Here is an 18,546-nt window from a genome sequence, read left to right as displayed (position 1 = left end):
CCGGATAAATGTTCTTATTGAGAAGTGTATCTGACACCGAGTAAAAGGTTACTCTTCATAAAGATCTTGAGACCTAACTCTTGGCAGCCCCTTGCAAAAGAGTCCATCTGCCATGACCTTCCTGAACATTCGCGGCAAGCTCCTCCACCGGATCATTCTCACCGCATCGCTCATTGTGGTCGGCAGCTTCGCGCTGTTCTCGACGACCATCTACGTGCTGGAACGACAGGATCTGAGAGACAACGTCGCCCGAACCCTTGCGACGACCGGGGCGAGCGTCGCCTCCGGCACGGGCAACTGGTTCGAGGGACGTTTGTTGCTCGCCGAGCAGGCCGCCGACGCCATTGGCTCCTCCAGGGACAGCCTGGATCTCATTCTGGCCGGCAAGACGCTAAGCTCGGAGTTCCTCTCCGTCTATCTCGGCGAAGAGACCGGCGCCTTCACTGTCCTGCCCAAGGCTGAGATTCCGAAGGGCTTCGATCCGCGCCAGCGGCCATGGTACACCACCCCCGCCAAGGCGATGTCGACCCAGCTCACGGAACCCTATCTCGACAACGGGACCAAGAAGCTGGTCATCTCGGCCGGCGTTCCCGTGATGATCGATGGCAAACTGGCCGGCGTGTTCGGTGGCGACTTCGCCCTCGATGCCCTGATCGAACGTATCAAGGCCGCCAACTTCGGCGGCATCGGGCAGGCCTTCCTGGTGTCCTCGGACGGCAAGATCCTGGTTCACCCGGATGCCAGCCTGATCGGCAAGCCCTTGTCGGACGCTTTCAGCGGGCTGTCGACCCCGACGGTGGGCACCATGCTGGAGACGGCCTTTGCCGATCGTGCGCAGGTTGCCAACTTCGTTGCCATCGAGGGTGTTCCGAACAAGTGGTATGTCGGTGTGGCCCTCGACAGCGACATGGCCTATGCCAGCCTCAACAAGCTGAGGATCACCGCCATTGTCGCCACCCTCGCGGCCACGATCCTGATGCTGTTCGCGCTCGGGCTGGTGCTGAAGCGTGTCGTCGCCCAGCCGATCACCACCATGACCGCCGCCATGCGCTCGCTGGCCGACGGCGATCTGCGGACGGATATCCCCGGTCTCGACCGCCACGACGAGATCGGCCAGATGGCCGCTGCCGTCGCCGTGTTCCGCACCAATGCCGAGGAACGCGATCGCCTTGAGACCAACCAGCGCGCTGCCATCGACGAGCGTGAGCGTCGGGCCGCCCGTGCCGAGACGCTGATCGAAGGTTTCCGTGCCGAAGCCACCGCGACGATTGGCATCGTCGTGGAAGCGGCCCAGCGTCTCGAAGCCTCGGCGCAGCAACTGATGGCGACGGCCGAAGGCAGCGAACACAGCAGCAGCGTTGCAGCGTCTGCCGCCGAACAAGCCTCTGGCAACGTCCGCTCCGTCGCCGCCACCTGTGAGGAGCTGGAAGCCTCGACCAACGAAATCGCCCGTCAGGTCGGCGCCTCGCAGGCCGTCGCCGGCAAGGCCCGCGTCTCGGCCAATGAGACGCGCGAGACGGTTGGACAACTCCTCGCCGCGACCGACCAGATCACGCAAGTGGTCAGCCTGATCACCGCCATTGCCGAGCAGACCAACCTCTTGGCCCTCAACGCCACCATCGAGGCGGCACGAGCGGGCGAAGCCGGCAAGGGCTTCGCGGTCGTTGCCGCTGAGGTGAAGTCGCTTGCCAACCAGACGGCCAAGGCCACCGACGACATCTCGCGCAAGATCGGCGAGATCAAGCTGGTGTCCGACAACACCGTCAACGCGATTTCGGAAATCGGCGCGATCATCGAGGAGGTAAATGCCGTTTCGACCAGCATCACCTCCGCCGTGACCCAGCAGACCGGCGCCACCGGCGAGATCACCCGCAACATGCAGGAAGCGGCGCGCGGCAATAGCGAGCTGTCGCGTACCATCGTCGAACTCAGCAGCGGCGCCGCCACCACGCGCGCCGAAGCGAGGACGGTGCTCGACGCAGTGACCTCTCTGAAAGCGTCGTCGGTCGACCTCAGCCGTAGGGTGGAAAGCTTCCTCGCCGAGATCGACGCCGCCTGAGTATCCCCCTACTGGATCTTCAAGCCCGGCCGCGCATAACGGCCGGGCTTTTGCTTGAATGAAAAGCCCCTGCCACAATGCCGGGGATTCTCCTGTTCACTCGAATTCCCCACCCTTGCCGGGGGCGCAAAACGCCTCTATCAGGGGGGCTTATGACAACGAAAGCCGCCAATCCCTACGGATTCAGCCGCCCGCATCTCCTCGGGATCGAAGGCCTTTCGCCTCCGGAGATCGTCGACCTCCTCGACCGCGCCGAAGAGAACATCGAACTCGGCCGACAACCCTCCAAGAAGCGCGACAGCCTCCTGGGCCGCACGCAGATCAACCTGTTCTTCGAGAACTCGACGCGCACCCAGTCGTCCTTCGAGCTGGCCGGCAAAAGGCTCGGCGCCGACGTGATGAACATGGCGGTCGGCCAGTCGTCGGTGAAGAAGGGCGAGACGCTGATCGACACGGCGGTCACGCTCAACGCCATGAACCCCGACGTCATCGTCGTCCGCCACAATGCTTCCGGCGCCGTGGCGCTCCTGGCGCAAAAGGTCGACTGCTCCGTCGTCAACGCCGGCGACGGCAGCCACGAGCACCCGACCCAGGCCCTCCTCGACGCACTGACCATTCGACGCCACAAGCAGCGTATCGACGGCCTTATCGTCGCTATCTGCGGCGACGTTGCCCACAGCCGCGTTGCCCGCTCCAACGTGTTGCTGCTCACCGCCCTCGGTGCGCGCGTCCGCCTGGTCGGTCCGTCGACCCTGGTGCCCGGCGCCTTCCGCGAGATGGGTCTCGAAACCTTCACCTCGATGCGCGAAGGCCTCAAGGACGCGGATATCGTCATGATGCTGCGCCTGCAACGCGAGCGCATGCAGGGTTCCTTCGTACCGTCGGTGCGCGAGTACTTCCACTATTGGGGTCTCGACGAGGAGAAGCTGTCCTATGCCAGGCCCGACGCCCTCGTCATGCACCCCGGCCCGATGAACCGGGGCGTGGAGATCGATCCGGCCGTCGCCGACGGGCCACAGAGCCTCATCCGCGAACAGGTGGAAATGGGCGTCGCCATCCGCATGGCCGTGCTCGACGCGGTGGTGAACGCCCGCGGCAACGGCGGAGAGGCCTTCCGATGAGCAGAATGGTCCAAACCCGCCCGCTCTGGCTGACCAACGCCCGCGTCGTCGATCCGTCGCAAGATCTCGACGGCCTTGGGGCCGTGCTGATGATCGATGGCCGCATCGCGGCCGCCGGCCCCTCGGCAGTCAACAATGGCGCGCCCGAGGGCGCCGAGATCGTCGACTGCCGGGGCCTCGTCGTCGCACCCGGCCTCGTCGACCTCTGCGCCCATGTCGGCGAACCGGGTCACGAGCATCGGGAGACCTTCGCCTCGGCCGGCCGGGCCGCCGCCGCCGGCGGCATCACCACGCTCGTCGCCATGCCCGACACCGATCCCTGCATCGACGATCCGGCACTGGTCGATTTCGTAGCGACCCGTGCCCGGCGAACATCGGTGGTGCGTGTGCGCGTCATGGCCGCCCTGACAAAGGGACAGGAAGGCAACGAGCTGACCGAGTTCGGTCTTTTGGGCGAAGCGGGCGCCGTCGGCTTCACGTCGGGGCGCGGCGCCATCGCCAACGCCCAGGTACTGCGCCGGGCGCTGACCTACGCCAAGGATTTCGGCGCCCTCGTCTGCAACCGGCCGGAGGACGCGGCTCTGAAGGGCTCCGCCGTCATGAACCTGTCGGAGACGGCGGTGCGGCTCGGCTTGCAGGGCATCCCGGCCGAGGCCGAAACCACCATGCTCGCCCGCGATCTCCGCCTCGCCCGCCTCGCCGGCGGCCGCTATCACGCCTCGCTGCTGTCGGCGGCCGAGTCACCCGAGCTGATGGCCTGGGCCAAGGACAAGGGTATCGCCGCCACCGCCTCCGTCTCGGCGGCGCACCTGACTCTCAATGAGATGGACATCGGCGCCTACCGCACCTTCTTCAAACTGTCGCCGCCGCTCCGGGCCGAGGCCGATCGCCTCGCCCTCGTCGACGCCGTGAAGACCGGCGCCATCGACGTCATCGTTTCCAACCATGACCCGCAGGATGTCGAGACCAAGCGCCTGCCCTTTGCCGAAGCGGCCGATGGCGCGATCGGGCTGGAGACTTTCCTGGCGGCGGGACTGAGGCTGTTGCACGACGGCTCGCTGACGCTTCCAAGGCTCATTGAGGCGATGTCGACGCGGCCGGCCGAGATTGCCGGCCTCGATGCCGGCACGCTCAAGAAAGACGCGCCGGCCGATGTCATCGTGTTCGACCCCGAGGAGCCTTGGGTGCTGAATGCCAAGGATATCCTCTCCAAGGCGAAGAACACGCCATACGACGGCGCCCGCTTCACCGGCCGCGTTCGCCGTACCTATGTGAGTGGTGTGCCGGTGTTCGTGCGCTGAAGGTCGGCGCAGAGTGACATATAGGACGTAACCGGTTCCCCAGTTACCCAAGCTCGCCGAGGGCATCATGTTCGAGTCCGCCGCTCCCTGGATCATCTATCTCGCCGCCGCGCTGATCGGCTATGGTCTCGGTTCCATTCCCTTTGGTCTCCTGCTGACGCGGGCAGCCGGCCTTGGCGACGTCCGCAGCATCGGCTCAGGCAACATCGGCGCCACCAATGTTCTCCGAACCGGCAACAAGAAGCTCGCGGCCGCGACGCTGCTTCTCGATCTCCTCAAGGGAACGGCGGCCGTCCTCATCCTGCGCCTTCTGATACCGACCCAACCGGATGCGGCCACGCTCTCCGGCGTCGCCGCCTTCCTTGGACATCTCTTTCCAATCTGGCTCGGCTTCAAGGGCGGCAAGGGCGTTGCAACCTACATCGGCGTTCTGCTCGGCCTGTTCTGGCCGGCAGTGCTGATCTTCGCCGGTGTGTGGATCGCCGTCGCCTATTTCAGCCGCTACTCGTCACTTGGCGCTCTCGTCGCCACCCTCGTGGTGCCGCTGTCGCTCTGGGGGCTCGACGAGACCACGCTGGCGGCCGTGTTCGCCCTTTTGACGGCGATCGTCTGGGCCAAGCACCACGCCAACATCCGTCGTCTGCTCTCCGGCACCGAGGGCAAGATCGGGCATAAGGGATGACCGGCCCGGAACGCGCGGTTGAGCTTTCGGACGATCAGCGCATCGCCTGGCTGCGCCTCATTCGCTCGGAGAACGTCGGGCCCGCCACCTTCCGCAGCCTCATCAACCATTTCGGCGCGGCCGACGCAGCGCTCGAAGCGTTGCCGACGCTGGCCCGGCGGGGCGGATCTGCCGCGATTTCGGTCCCCTCGGTCGCCGAGGCCGAGGCTGAGATCGAAAGAACGCATAGTCGTGGCGCGCGGCTCGTCGCCATTTCCGAGGCCCTCTATCCGGCCTACCTGCGCCAGATCGCCGCGCCGCCACCGCTCGTCACCATCCGCGGCGGCTCGCCAGACCTGTTCCGTCGGCCGACCGCGGCCATCGTCGGCTCCCGCAACGCCTCGTTGGTGGGGCACAAGATGGCCGAGCGCATCGGCCGGGGCCTTGGCGAAGCCGGTTTTGTCGTGGTCTCCGGCCTGGCGCGCGGGATCGACGGTGCCGCCCATCGGGCGTCCCTCGACACCGGCACGGTAGCGGTGATCGCCGGCGGCATCGACCACGTCTATCCCGAAGAGCACGGCCCGCTGATGGAGGAGATCGTCGGCCGGGGCGGCGCCATTCTCACGGAAATGCCCTTCGGCTGGATGCCGCGCGCCAAGGACTTCCCGCGCCGCAACCGCATCGTCTCGGGCATGAGCCTTGGCGTCGTCGTGGTGGAGGCCGCCGCCCGCTCCGGCACGCTGCATACCGCCCGCTACGCACTGGATCAGGGCCGTGAAGTCTTCGCCATACCAGGCTCGCCGCTCGACCCTCGTGCCGAGGGGACCAACCGTCTGATCCGAGATGGCGCAACACTCACCCGCTCCGCCGACGACGTCATCGCCGTGCTTCGTCCGATGTTGGAGACCGACGCACCAACCTTCCTGGAGCTACGGGAAAGCGAGGAAAGCGCGACCTTCGATGCCGTCAGCTCTCAAAGCCGCGCCGCGGTTATCGGAGCGCTCGGTCCGGCACCGGTTGCTGTCGACGACATCATTTCGCACACCGGACTGAGCCCCTCGGTCGTGTCGGTGATCCTTCTGGAACTCGACCTTGCAGGACGGATCGAACGGCATGGCAGCCAGCTCGTTTCGCTCATCCGTTGATCTCACGGTTTGTCCTGACTGAGATCGCTGCCGGTCGCCCTGGGTGGCTTGAAAGCCGCCTTCACACGGCTGGAGGACGCCTCTTCCGCGGCCATGCCGAGAATATAGGCCAGAAATGGCAACTCGGCTGCTGCCGCGACGCGACTCATTTCGCGGATCATCTTCTCCAGATACTCGGCGCCTTCATTCGGTGACATCTTGTCGTCGGCGGAAGAATCGTCACGCATGATCGGTTCCGTCCCTTTTCCAAGACATCGCTCCGCGACATGCCGTCGCCCGGCCGCCAATGACACACCCTTTCATGTACACCGTAGGATTGCCGACACTATAGTTCAACCATTTCAAGGAGAGTTAACACCAAAGGCCTGCCGACTACGGACGAAACCGGCTGCTTGCCGTGTTGCCGCAAGGCAATCGTTGCCCCCCTTCCCCGCTCCCACGGAAAGCGCCTCGCCGGCTCGACCCTTGCTTAATCCGGAGGCCGCACTTAAAGAGGGCGGAGCTTTTTTCCTGAAATTGTCCGGCGCACCTGAATGAACCTCGTGATCGTGGAGTCGCCTGCCAAGGCGAAAACCATCAACAAGTACCTCGGCCGCGACTACACGGTGCTGGCATCCTACGGCCACATCCGCGACCTGCCGGCCAAGGACGGATCCGTTCTGCCCGACAGCGATTTCGCCATGAGCTGGGAAGTCGATGGAAAGTCCGGCAAGCGCATGGCCGACATCGCCGCCGCCCTGAAGGACGCCGACAAGCTCATTCTCGCCACCGACCCCGACCGCGAGGGCGAGGCGATTTCCTGGCACGTGCTGGAGGTGCTCGGCGCCAAGCGCGGTGCGCTCAAGGGCAAGACGATCCAGCGCGTCGTCTTCAACGCCATCACCAAGCAGGCCGTTCTCGACGCCATGGCCAAGCCGCGCGACGTCGACCAGCCGCTGGTGGAGGCCTATCTCGCCCGCCGCGCCCTCGACTATCTCGTCGGCTTTACACTGTCGCCGGTGCTGTGGCGGAAACTGCCGGGTGCCCGCTCGGCCGGCCGCGTCCAGTCGGTGGCGCTGCGCCTTGTCTGCGACCGCGAGAACGAGATCGAGACTTTCAAGCCGCAGGAATACTGGTCGCTGATCGCCCGGCTCGCCAATCCGGCCGGCGATGAGTTCGAGGCCCGCCTTTCCGAGTGGAAGGGCAAGAAGATGAGCCGTCTCGACGTTGCAGACGGCGTGACCGCCAATGAGATCCGTGCCTTCCTGAACAGCGCCACCTTCGCGGTCACCGACGCGGAGCAGAAGCCGCAGAAGCGCCACCCCTTCGCGCCCTTCACCACCTCGACGCTGCAGCAGGAAGCCTCCCGCAAGCTCGGCTTTTCGGCCCAGCGCACCATGCAGGTCGCTCAGCGCCTCTACGAGGGCGCCGACATCGGCGGCGAAACGGTCGGTCTCATCACCTACATGCGTACCGATGGCGTCCAGATCGCCCCGGAAGCGGTCAACGCCGCCCGTCGGGTGATCGCCCAGGAATACGGCGAGCGCTATCTGCCGGAGAAGCCGCGCTTCTACTCCACCAAGGCCAAGAACGCCCAGGAGGCCCACGAGGCCATCCGTCCGACCGACCTCGCCCGCCTGCCGAACACGGTGGCCCGCCATCTTGAGGCCGACGAGGCCCGCCTCTACGAACTGATCTGGAAGCGCACCATCGCCAGCCAGATGCAGAGTGCCGACTTCGAGCGCACCACCGTCGACATCACCGCCAAGAGCGGCGGCACGGCGGCCGGTCTCCGCGCCACCGGTTCCGTCCTGAAGTTCGACGGTTTCCTGGCGCTTTACCAGGAAAGCCGCGACGACGAGGAGGACGAGGACGGCTCCCGCCTGCCGCCGCTTGTCGTCGGCGACGTGCTCGCCCGCAAGTCCGTCTCGGCCAGCCAGCACTTTACGGAGCCGCCGCCGCGCTACACCGAGGCGACGCTGGTCAAGAAGATGGAAGAGCTCGGCATCGGCCGCCCATCCACCTATGCGGCGACGCTCGCCACCTTGCGCGACCGCGATTACGTGTCGATCGACAAGAAGCGTCTCGTCCCCTCGGATAAGGGCCGCATCGTCACCGCCTTCCTGGAAAGCTTCTTCACGCGCTACGTCGAATACGATTTCACGGCCAGCCTCGAAGAGGATCTCGATCGCATCTCGGCCGGCGAGGCGGAATGGCGCGAGGTGCTGCGCCGCTTCTGGACCGACTTCAACACCCGCATCGGCGAGGTGAAGGAGCTGCGCGTCGCCGACGTTATCGACGCCCTCAACGAGGATCTCGCCGCCCATATCTTCCCCGATCGGGGCGATGGGTCCGACCCGCGCTCCTGCCCCACCTGCGGCACCGGCCGGCTTTCGCTGAAACTCGGCCGCTTCGGCTCGTTTATCGGTTGCTCCAACTATCCGGAATGTCGCTACACCCGCCAGCTCGGCGGCGACGGCGATGCAGAAGCGTCCCTGGGCGAAAACGGCGTCAAGCTGCTCGGCACCGATCCGGAAACCGGCCTCGACGTCACGCTGCGATCGGGTCGCTTCGGCCCCTATGTACAGCTCGGCGAGGAAGGCAAGCCGAAGCGCGCCTCGCTGCCCAAGGGCTGGACGGTCGAGAGCATCGACCTTGAGCGCGCCTGCCGCCTGCTGTCGCTGCCGCGCGTCGTCGGCAACCACCCGGAGACGGGAAAACCGATCGAGGCCAACATCGGCCGCTACGGTCCCTATGTCAGCCATGATGGCGCCTACGCCAACCTGTCGTCGGTCGACGAGGTGTTCGACGTCGGCCTCAACCGCGCCGTCGCCGTTCTCGCCGAAAAGAAGGAGCGTGGCGGCCGCGCCCGCGCCACGCCAGCGGCCCTCAAGAGCCTTGGCGAACATCCGGCATCCGGCGGTGAGATTACCGTGCGCGATGGGCGTTACGGTCCTTATGTTTCCTGGGGCAAGGTCAACGCCACGCTGCCGCGCGGCAAGGACCCGCAGACGGTGACGTTGGAAGAGGCCGTGGCGCTGATCGCCGACAAGGCCGGCAAGGCACCCAAGGCCAAGCCTGCCAAGGCGCCGAAGGCCGGCGCGAAGGCGGCGGGCGGTGACGAAAAGGCGACATCGAAGGCCAAGTCCGCAGCCGGAACGGCGAAGAAAGCTGCCACCAAGCCTAAAGCGCCCAAGGCAAAGTCGGCCTGATGTCACGCCAGAGCGAGGCCGCCGGTTCCTCGGCGGCCCTGCGATAATTTACAATTTTATCGTTTTGTTTGCCTGAATCCTTACATTCCTCCTATACTGTTGAACGATGAAGGCCTTCGCCTCGTTCAACGGTCTAGAAGAACGATAATGTACGGTGAGATCCTGCGGACGCTCCTCAACAGGCCCGTCCAATCCGAGCGCGACGTCAGGATCTTCGCTTTGCGCGTTGCCATGGTCTGTTTCGTTCTGGCCATGCTGGCGGACACCGCCCTGCAACTGATTGCCTTTCATGGCTGGCTCAACCTGTTCCGCGGCTGGGCGATCACCATTTTCGTCGTTGCCCTGGTCGCCTATCCGCTCGGCGTCTACATCGGCACGACCCGCCTCGAACACCATCGCACCAAGACCAAACTGAACGAGCAGAGCCTCGCCGACAGCCTCACCGGGCTCCGAAGCCGGTCCTCGCTGCCGGTCGATTATGATGCCATATCCGACGCCTCTCGTCTTTTGATCCTCGTGTCGATCGATCGCTTCAAGGCTGTGAACGAGCGTTACGGCCATGTGGTCGGCGATCGTGTACTAATCCGCGCCGCCCGTCTGATCGCCGAGGAACTCGCCAATCTCGGACGCATCTACCGCACCGATGGCACGGAGTTCGTCGTGCTTGCCAGCGGCTGCACCGTCGCCGAAGCCAAAACCCAGGTTCTGGCACTACTGGCAAGGTTCGAGAGCAGCAACTTCGGCACGCTGGAAAAGCCGATCTCCCTGACGGCTTCGGCCGGCATCGCCGAAGTGTCCCAGGCAACCACCTTCACGCAGGCATTCGCTGCCGTCGACGCTGCACTCGACTCCGCCAAGGCCACCGGCCGGAGCCGGGTCTGTCTTGCGTCGGAACCGGCCACGCCCGGCCTCGTGGAAGGCGACGAGGTGGTCTGGAACTCAGACCTGCCGCCCCTGCCGAAGCGTGGCAGAGCCAGCCGTTCCTGAGGCCCTCGTTGCGAGCGCCAAACCGGCCGGTCGATTGCGAGGCTGGCCTTGCATCTCCATCTGTGGTCTATCTCGCTCCGTCCTCAATCCGCAGGGAAGACCCGTTTGGCCCGCAAGTTCCGCCCTACCGACGAACCCGCCACTCCCACGCGTGAAGCGATCCTCCGCTTCGTCTCGGAGCATCCCGGCAAGGGGACGAAGCGCGACATCGCCCGTGCCTTCGAGGTGCATGGCGAGGGCCGCGTCGTGCTGAAACGCATCCTGAAGGAACTTGAGGGTGAGGGCCTCATCGAGCGCCGCCACCGCCGCTTCGCCGAGCCCGGCGCGCTGCCCGCCGTGCTGGCCTGCGACATCGTCAGCCGCGACCGCGATGGCGATCTTTATGCCGAACCGTCGGAATGGGACGCCGATCGCGGGCCGAGGCCTCGCTTCGTGGTGGTGGCCGTGCGCCGCCGGCGCGGCGAGCATGGCCCAGCCGCCGGCCTCGGCGACCGGGTGCTGGCGCGCGTCGTCGATCTGCCGGATGGTTACGAGGGCCTCGCCCAGGCCGGCCTCCGGGTCATCAAGGTGCTTGAGAAGAAGCCGGAAGGCGTGCTCGGCATCCTGCGCGTCACCGACGGCGGCGCCCGCCTCATGCCGATCTCCAAGAAGCAGTATGAGGAACTGGTCGTCGACGCAGCCGATCTCGGCTCGGCGCAGGACGGTGACCTCGTATCCGTCGACATCATCCGGTCCAGTCGCCTCGGCCTCGGCCGCGCCCGGGTGCGCGAGACCATCGGAAATCTCCGCTCGGAAAAAGCGGTGTCGATGATCGCCATCCATGCCAACGACATTCCCCACATCTTTCCCGACGCGGTGATCCGCGAGGCTGAAGCGGCAAAACCCGCCACCATGGCCGACCGCGAGGACTGGCGCGCCCTCCCGCTCGTCACCATCGACCCGCCGGACGCCAAGGACCACGACGACGCCGTCCACGCCGTTGCCGACGAAGACCCGCAGAACACCGGCGGCTACATCGTCACCGTCGCCATCGCCGACGTCGCCGCCTACGTCCTGCCCGATTCCAATCTGGATCGCGAGGCACTGAAGCGCGGCAACTCGGTCTATTTCCCCGACCGCGTCATTCCGATGCTGCCGGAGCGAATCTCCAACGACCTATGCTCGCTGAAGGAGGCCGTCGACCGGCCGGCCATCGCGGTGCGCATGGTGTTCGACTCGGACGGCCGCAAGAAGAGCCACAGCTTCCACCGCATCATGATGCGCTCGGCCGCCAAGCTCTCCTATGTCGAGGCGCAGGCGGCCATCGACGGCGCGCCGAACGATCGCACCGCGCCTATCCTCGACGGCGTGCTGAAGCCTCTCTGGGCGGCCTACGACACCCTCGCGGCGGCTCGCGACGCGCGTGGTCCGCTCGAACTCGATCTGCCCGAGCGCAAGGTGCTGCTGAAGCCCGACGGCACCGTCGACCGCATCGTCACGCCCGAGCGCCTTACCGCCCACCGGCTGATCGAAGAGTTCATGATCCAGGCCAACGTGGCCGCCGCCGAGACGCTGGAGAAGCGCCGCACGCCGCTCCTCTACCGCATCCACGACCAGCCGTCGCTCGCCAAGCTGGAGAGCCTGCGCGAGTTCCTGGCGACGCTCGACATGAAGCTTGCCAAGCAGGGCCATATCGAGCCGGAGCTGTTCAACCGCATCCTCGAACGGGTGGACGGCACGCCGCAGGCCTATCTCGTCCACGAGGTAGTGCTGCGCTCGCAGAGCCAGGCCGAGTATTCGCCGGTCAACATCGGCCACTTCGGCCTCAATCTCAGGAAGTACGCCCACTTCACCTCGCCGATCCGCCGCTATGCCGACCTCGTCGTGCATCGTGGGCTGATCACCGCGCTCGGACTTGGCGAAGGTGGCCTGCCGGACGGCGCCGAGGATACGCTGCCGCGCGTCGCCGAGGACATCTCGGCCGCCGAGCGGCGCGCCATGCAGGCCGAGCGCGAAACCATCGACCGATTGATCGCTGGCTGGCTCGCCGACCGCGTCGGCGCCATCTTCCGCGGCCGCATCTCCGGCGTCACCAAGGCCGGCCTGTTCATCCGTCTCGACGAGACCGGCGCCGATGGCTTCATCCCGATCTCGACGCTGGGAGCGGACTACTTCGCCTTCGACGAGGCGCGGCACGCGCTGATCGGATCGAGGTCCGGAGAAACCTATCGGCTCGGCGACAGGGTGGAGGTACGCCTCATCGAAGCCGCACCATTTGCCGGCGCCCTGCGTTTCGAGATGATCTCGGAAGGCGCCGCCGGCCGGCCGCTTGGTCGTGGAGCCGCCATGCGAGCTGCAAAAGCGCGCAAGGACCGCGAGCGCAAGGAGCGTATGGGCAAGGTGAGGCGCGGCCGCTAAAGGACAGCCGCGCCGGCCGCTCATCACACGCCAAGCCGCGGCGCCTCGATCGCCGGGCAACGGTCCATCACCACCTTGACGCCTTTCGCCTCGGCCCGCGCGAAGCCCGCCTCGTTGATGACGCCGAGCTGCAGCCAGATGGTCTTTGGCGGCACCGGCAAAGCCAACGCCTCGTCGATGGTGTCCCCGGCCGCTTCGGAGTTGCGGAACACATCGACCATGTCGATTTCGGCAGGCACATCGGCAAGGCTGGCGTAGACCATACGCCCTTGCAGTTCCTTGCCGGCGAGACCCGGATTGATCGGGTAGACCTCGTAGCCGCGCCCGATCAGAAAGCCCATGACACCATAGACGGCGCGCGACGGATTCTGGCTGGCGCCGACCACGGCGATGGTCCGCGTCTCCTCGAGGATGCGGGTGATGTCGTCATCGGTCTTGCCGTCCATGGCCATCGGGGACACTCCTTCTTGCCGGTTCAAAGCGTCACTATGCCATGATCGTCGACCTTGACGAAGGGGTTATGGGCAACCTCCCAGAGATGGCCGTCGGGATCGGCGAAATATCCCGAATATCCGCCCCAGAACACTTTCTGTGGCTTCTTCTTCAGCGTTGCGCCTGCGGCAAGCGCGTGTGCCATCGCGGCGTCGACCGCCTCTTCCGACGAGTAGTTGTGGGCGAGCGTCAAGCCGTCGAAGCCGTGACCGTCGTCAGCGACCGCAGCGTCTTCGGCGAGCAGGGTGCGGGGATACAGGGCCAGCACGAGCGCACCGATCTGAAGAAACACGATGTGTTCATTCGATCCCGGCCCCGCCTCGAACCCGAGCGCCTCATAGAAGCTGCGGGCGCGACCAAGGTCGGCAACGCCGAGCGTAAGCATCGAAACGGTGGAAAAATGTCTGTCTTGGGCCATGGATTCCTCCTTGTGTTCAGCGCTTCCATAAGCCCGGAGCCAGCCGGCGCGAGTCAGCAGTCTTCGGTCAGATGGACGGCGAGGTGACTGGCGGACGCGGGAAAACTGGCCCTTGCCGCTTGACTCGGCGCAGCCGACGTGGTGTCAGGCCGTCGAGCAAGGCGCCGGCGACAACCGGCCGGACGCAGGAACGAGGTGGAAAGCCATGTTCGACTTGACTGGTATGACGGCGCTGGTGACCGGCGCCTCCGGTGGCATCGGCGGCGCGATCGCCACGGCGTTGCATGCGCAGGGCGCGAAGGTGGCGCTCTCCGGCACCCGCCTCGCCCCGCTGGAAGAGCTGGCCGGCCGGCTGGGCGAGCGCACCCACATCGTCACCGCCAACCTGTCCGATCGCGCCGATGTCGACCGTCTGTTCGCCGACACCGAGGCCGCCCTCGGCCAGGTCGACATTCTGATCAACAACGCTGGCATCACCCGCGACGGCCTGTTCATGCGCATGAAGGACGAAGACTGGGATCAGGTGATCGAGGTCAACCTCACCTCCGGCTTCCGTCTGGCGCGCGCCGCCATCAAGGGCATGATGAAGCGCCGCTTCGGCCGCATCATCGGCATTACCTCCATCGTCGGCGTCACCGGCAATCCCGGCCAGGGCAACTATGCCGCCGCCAAGGCGGGCATGATCGGAATGACCAAGGCGCTGGCCGCCGAGGTGGCGACGCGCGGCATCACCGCCAACTGCGTGGCGCCCGGCTTCATCGAAACGGCGATGACCGACGCGCTCAACGACAAGCAGAAAGAAGGCACGCTCGCCGCCGTGCCGATGGGCCGGCTCGGCACGTCCGAGGAAATTGCCGCCGCCTGCGTCTATCTTGCGAGCCGCGAAGCGGCTTACGTCACCGGCCAGACGTTGCACGTCAACGGCGGCATGGCGATGATCTGACCGGCGGACCGGGCGTGACGTCCGGCTTAGGTTTTTCAGGGTTTCGCGAATGGTAAAGGAACCGTTCGCGATCATCGGCGGTTTCGCCGGGCATATTCGGCTCGAATTGTAATGATCCGAACCAGGAGAGTATGCCCAAACGATTGACTCCGGAGTATTTCCTCGCCGATCGGGCGGTCTTGTTCGATCGGGAAATGCTCTGGGGGCCGCTAGTCATCAGGGGCGAAGTGTGTTACCAAGCCCGCGATCTGATCGGGAACCGTCCGAGGACCCGCCCGAAGGTCGTGAGCACGAGCATAGGCTGAGATCGCCACGATTTCCGAGGGGTTCGGACTTGTTCGACCCCGGGGGCGGGCGATCGGACCAACCGGGGGAGTGCCGTCAGGCACTGGCATGCTCGACACCTTCGGTAGCCGGTCTCCGCCGCCAAGGCATCGCGAACGCGAGGCAGGCGGCGAGCGGCCGACGTCCCGTTCGGCAATGGATTTGGACTAACAAGGATTCGTGAACATGAGCGAAGTCGCTGAAAAGGTGAAGAACATCGTCATCGACCATCTCGGCGTGGACGCCGACAAGGTGGTTCTCGAAGCCTCCTTCATCGAAGACCTGGGTGCCGACTCCCTCGACACCGTCGAGCTGGTCATGGCCTTCGAGGAAGCCTTTGGCGTTGAGATCCCCGACGATGCCGCCGAGACGATCCTGACGGTCGGCGACGCCGTCAAGTTCCTCGAGAAGGCGACGGCCTGATTTCCGAACGCGTTCGGCTGGGAAGCAGTTCCTCTCCGAGGGACTGCTTCCTTTGCTTGACGACGCGTTCGCGGGACCGGCGCCGGTTGTCCGGCTGGCGGCATTCTTGCGCGCTGCCGGCCAACTGAACGGTCCCCCGCTCCGTCAATCGCGTCCCGCTCGCACGTGTCCTCCCCATGCGGCGACGGACCTGGCGGAGACGACAAAAAGGGAGGCTCTCGTCCAATGAGGCGAGTCGTCATCACCGGTCTCGGCATGGTCACGCCGCTCGGCTGCGGGGTCGAGCAGAACTGGGCTGCCATCAAGGCTGGCAAGAGCGGCATCCGCCGCATCGAATCCTTCCCCGTCGATGATATTGCCTGCCAGATCGCCGGCCTCATTCCGCGCGGCGACGGCACCAACGGCACCTTCAATCCCGACCTCGCCATGGATCCCAAGGATCAGCGCAAGGTCGACGATTTCATCATCTTCGCGCTCGAAGCGGCCCGTCAGGCGGTCGAAGACAGCGGCTGGAAGCCGACCGACTACGATGATCAGGTGCGCTCGGGCGTGCTGGTCGGCTCCGGCATCGGTGGCATCAACGGCATCGTCGAGGCGGGCTATACGTTGCGCGACAAGGGTCCGCGCCGCGTCTCCCCCTTCTTCATCCCCGGCCGGCTGATCAACCTCACCGCCGGTTATATTTCCATCGCCCATGGCTACAAGGGTCCGAACTCGTCGGTGGTCACCGCCTGTTCGACCGGCTCGCACGCCATCGGCGACGCCGCCCGGCTGATCGCCAACGACGAAGCCGACGTGATGATCGCCGGCGGCTCGGAAAGCCCGGTCTGCCGCATCTCGCTCGCCGGCTTCGCCTCGATGAAAGCGCTCTGCTTCGCCTTCAACGACCGGCCGGAACAGGGCTCGCGTCCCTATGACCGCGACCGCGACGGCTTCGTCATGGGCGAAGGCGCCGGTGTGGTCGTCGTCGAAGAGCTGGAGCACGCCAAGAAGCGCGGCGCGACCATCTACGGCGAAATCGTCGGCTACGGCATGTCGGGCGACGCCTACCACATCACCGCCCCCTCCGAGGACGGTGACGGCGCCTACCGCTGCATGAAGGCCGCCCTCAGGCACGCCAAGATATCGCCCGACGAGATCGGCTACGTCAACGCCCACGGCACGTCGACCATGGCCGACGGCATCGAGGTGGGCGCCGTCGAGCGTCTGTTCGGCGATGCCGCGAGGGACCTCGCCATGTCCTCGACCAAGTCGATGACCGGCCACCTCCTCGGCGCCGCCGGCGCCATCGAGGCGATCTACACCACGCTCGCTGTGCGCGACGGCGTCCTGCCGCCGACCATCAACCTCGACAATCCCAACGTCGAGACGTCAATCGACCTCGTGCCGCACAAGGCCAAGGAAAAGAAGCTGCGCTACGCGCTCTCCAACTCCTTCGGCTTCGGCGGCACCAACGCCTCGCTGATCGTCAAGGCCTTCGAGGGCTGATCTTCGGTCGACAACGATGAGTAAACCGGCCCGCCAGGCCTAAACCTCTGGCGGGCCGTTTGATTCGAGCCCTGAAAGCTGTGGCAATCACCAAAGCGGCGCTTGCCAACGCAGGAGACGACGTGTTGCTTGGAGGCTTGCCCGAACGGCCGGGAAGACGCTGCTCCCTGTGGCAAAAGCGCGTCAACCGCCGCCATTCCGCGCTACTGCCACAATTTTGGGCGGAAGTGGCGGATCGCGCCCCATGAAGAGACGAAGGCCCATGGACGACAGGCAGGACGCAAACGACACCCCGCAGGCCATGAAGACGCGACTCAATCCCAAGAGCCCGCGCGAGGCGCTGGCGCCCGAGCAGGCCCCACCGCTGCCGCGCTCGCGCCGGGCTCGCAACCCGATCGTCGTCGTCATGAATGCGCTCGTGACGCTGCTGCTGCTCGGCGTGATCGCCGCCGGTGCGTTGCTCTATTGGGGCAAGTCCGAGTTCGAGAAGCCCGGTCCGCTCACCGAGGAGAAGGTCGTCGTCATTCCCGCCGATTCCGGCGTTGCCCGCATCGCCGACATTCTGGAAACCGAGGGGGTCATCGAGAGCCCCTACGACATGCTTGGCCACTATATCTTCATAGGCGGCGTACGTGCCTACCAGCAGCAGGGCCGGCTCAAGGCCGGCGAATATGCCTTCCCGGCCGGCATCAGCATGCGCGGCGTTATGAGCATGCTGGTGTCCGGCAAGGCCATCCTGCATCAGATCACCTTCCCCGAGGGTCTTACCTCGCAGCAGATCGTCAATCGTCTCAATCAGAACGAGTTCCTCACCGGCCCCGTGCCGACGGTGCCTGCCGAAGGTACTCTGTTGCCGGAGACCTACAGCTTCACGCGCGGCGCCTCTCGCAGTCAGATCCTCGATCAGATGAAGGCTGCCCACGCCAAGGCGCTCGACGAGATCTGGGCCGGCCGCGATCGCGACCTCCCCTTCTCCGAGCCCAAGGAACTGGTAACGCTGGCGTCCATCGTCGAGAAAGAGACCGGCAAGGCCGACGAGCGCCCGCATGTCGCCTCCGTCTTCCTCAACCGGCTCGAGCACAACATGCGCCTGCAATCCGACCCGACGATCATCTACGGTCTCGTCGGCGGCGCCGGCACGCTCGGCCGCCCGATCAGCCGCGCCGACATCGACAAGCCGACGCCCTACAACACTTACCACGTCAACGGCCTGCCGCCGGGGCCGATCGCCAACCCCGGCCGGGCCGCGCTGGAAGCCGTGGCCAACCCGTCCAACACCAAGGATCTCTATTTCGTGGCCGATGGCACCGGCGGCCACGTCTTCGCGGCCAGCCTCGCCGAGCACAACCGCAATGTCGCCAAATGGCGCAAGGTCGAGCGCGAGAAAGCCGCCGCCGGCAAGGCCGACATCGACACCAAGGATCCCGATGCGGTCGATCTGCCGCCGGATACCGAGGCCGACGCTCCCGCCGCCAAAGCCGCCGATCCCAACGACCTGCTGGACGGGGCCGCTCCGCGCGATCCATCAAAGCCGATGGTGCCGCAGCCCAAGCCGGAGTGACCGGCGAAAAGGGTGGATCGACGGCGCGTCGCCGA

15 protein-coding genes are annotated in these 18,546 nt (G+C 65.6%); 12 read left to right on the top strand and 3 right to left on the bottom strand.

Translation table 11 applies throughout. The features are described from left to right. Positions 1-112: 112 nt before the first annotated feature. The 5 genes from CXZ10_RS03025 (at position 113) to dprA (ending at position 6,287) form a co-directional block, all read left to right on the top strand. A complete protein-coding gene (locus tag CXZ10_RS03025) occupies positions 113-2,059 on the top strand; it encodes a methyl-accepting chemotaxis protein (protein WP_101287459.1) in 1,947 nt (648 codons plus the stop codon). Between the two features lie 152 nt (positions 2,060-2,211). Beyond that, on the top strand, positions 2,212-3,180 hold the full coding sequence (locus tag CXZ10_RS03020; RefSeq protein ID WP_101287458.1) for an aspartate carbamoyltransferase catalytic subunit: 969 nt from the start codon (positions 2,212-2,214) through the stop codon (positions 3,178-3,180). Then, a complete protein-coding gene (gene pyrC / locus CXZ10_RS03015; RefSeq protein WP_425298910.1) occupies positions 3,177-4,481 on the top strand; it encodes a dihydroorotase in 1,305 nt (434 codons plus the stop codon). The genes CXZ10_RS03020 and pyrC overlap by 4 nt, the downstream gene beginning before the upstream one ends. 67 nt (positions 4,482-4,548) lie before the next feature. Further along, complete coding sequence (plsY, locus tag CXZ10_RS03010) at positions 4,549-5,163, top strand: glycerol-3-phosphate 1-O-acyltransferase PlsY (protein ID WP_101287456.1); 615 nt, start codon at positions 4,549-4,551, stop codon at positions 5,161-5,163. Continuing rightward, entirely contained in the window at positions 5,160-6,287 is a 1,128-nt protein-coding gene (dprA, locus tag CXZ10_RS03005; RefSeq protein ID WP_101287455.1) for a DNA-processing protein DprA, read from the top strand. Before plsY ends, dprA begins: the two co-directional genes overlap by 4 nt. A 2-nt stretch (positions 6,288-6,289) precedes the next feature. Here the strand turns inward: dprA and CXZ10_RS03000 are convergent, their stop codons facing one another. Then, positions 6,290-6,514, bottom strand: coding sequence for a hypothetical protein (locus CXZ10_RS03000; RefSeq protein ID WP_101287454.1), 225 nt, complete (start codon positions 6,512-6,514; stop codon positions 6,290-6,292). A gap of 306 nt (positions 6,515-6,820) precedes the next feature. Between CXZ10_RS03000 and topA the strand changes: the two genes are divergently transcribed. The 3 genes from topA to rnr all read left to right on the top strand — a co-directional run bounded on the left by topA (position 6,821) and on the right by rnr (position 12,862). Then, positions 6,821-9,478: a type I DNA topoisomerase gene (gene topA / locus CXZ10_RS02995; RefSeq protein ID WP_101287453.1), complete on the top strand. Its 2,658-nt coding sequence runs from the start codon at positions 6,821-6,823 to the stop codon at positions 9,476-9,478. 147 nt (positions 9,479-9,625) lie between these two features. Next, a complete protein-coding gene (locus CXZ10_RS02990) occupies positions 9,626-10,465 on the top strand; it encodes a GGDEF domain-containing protein (RefSeq protein WP_101287452.1) in 840 nt (279 codons plus the stop codon). A gap of 105 nt (positions 10,466-10,570) precedes the next feature. Next, positions 10,571-12,862, top strand: a complete 2,292-nt coding sequence (gene rnr, locus CXZ10_RS02985; RefSeq protein ID WP_101287451.1) for a ribonuclease R — start codon at positions 10,571-10,573, stop codon at positions 12,860-12,862. 23 nt (positions 12,863-12,885) lie between these two features. On the opposite strand, the gene CXZ10_RS02980 is transcribed toward rnr, so the two are convergent. Further along, complete coding sequence (locus CXZ10_RS02980; RefSeq protein WP_101287450.1) at positions 12,886-13,314, bottom strand: CoA-binding protein; 429 nt, start codon at positions 13,312-13,314, stop codon at positions 12,886-12,888. 23 nt (positions 13,315-13,337) lie between these two features. Further along, positions 13,338-13,772 (bottom strand): VOC family protein, encoded by a 435-nt coding sequence (locus tag CXZ10_RS02975; protein ID WP_101287449.1) that lies wholly within the window; start codon positions 13,770-13,772, stop codon positions 13,338-13,340. A 205-nt stretch (positions 13,773-13,977) separates the two neighbouring features. Between CXZ10_RS02975 and fabG the strand changes: the two genes are divergently transcribed. The 4 genes from fabG (at position 13,978) to mltG (ending at position 18,511) form a co-directional block, all read left to right on the top strand. Continuing rightward, positions 13,978-14,715: a 3-oxoacyl-[acyl-carrier-protein] reductase gene (gene fabG, locus CXZ10_RS02970; RefSeq protein ID WP_101287448.1), complete on the top strand. Its 738-nt coding sequence runs from the start codon at positions 13,978-13,980 to the stop codon at positions 14,713-14,715. A gap of 510 nt (positions 14,716-15,225) precedes the next feature. Continuing rightward, on the top strand, positions 15,226-15,462 hold the full coding sequence (locus CXZ10_RS02965) for an acyl carrier protein (RefSeq protein ID WP_026792810.1): 237 nt from the start codon (positions 15,226-15,228) through the stop codon (positions 15,460-15,462). 225 nt (positions 15,463-15,687) lie between these two features. Further along, complete coding sequence (gene fabF, locus CXZ10_RS02960; RefSeq protein ID WP_101287447.1) at positions 15,688-16,950, top strand: beta-ketoacyl-ACP synthase II; 1,263 nt, start codon at positions 15,688-15,690, stop codon at positions 16,948-16,950. A gap of 262 nt (positions 16,951-17,212) precedes the next feature. Further along, positions 17,213-18,511, top strand: coding sequence for an endolytic transglycosylase MltG (gene mltG, locus CXZ10_RS02955; protein WP_210199829.1), 1,299 nt, complete (start codon positions 17,213-17,215; stop codon positions 18,509-18,511). The last annotated feature ends 35 nt before the right edge of the window (positions 18,512-18,546 follow it).

The sequence above is a fragment of the Pleomorphomonas diazotrophica genome (genome assembly GCF_002844595.1).
Lineage (GTDB): Bacteria > Pseudomonadota > Alphaproteobacteria > Rhizobiales > Pleomorphomonadaceae > Pleomorphomonas > Pleomorphomonas diazotrophica.
Note: the sequence above shows the minus strand (reverse complement) of the source record. Positions and strands in the feature narration are given on the sequence as shown.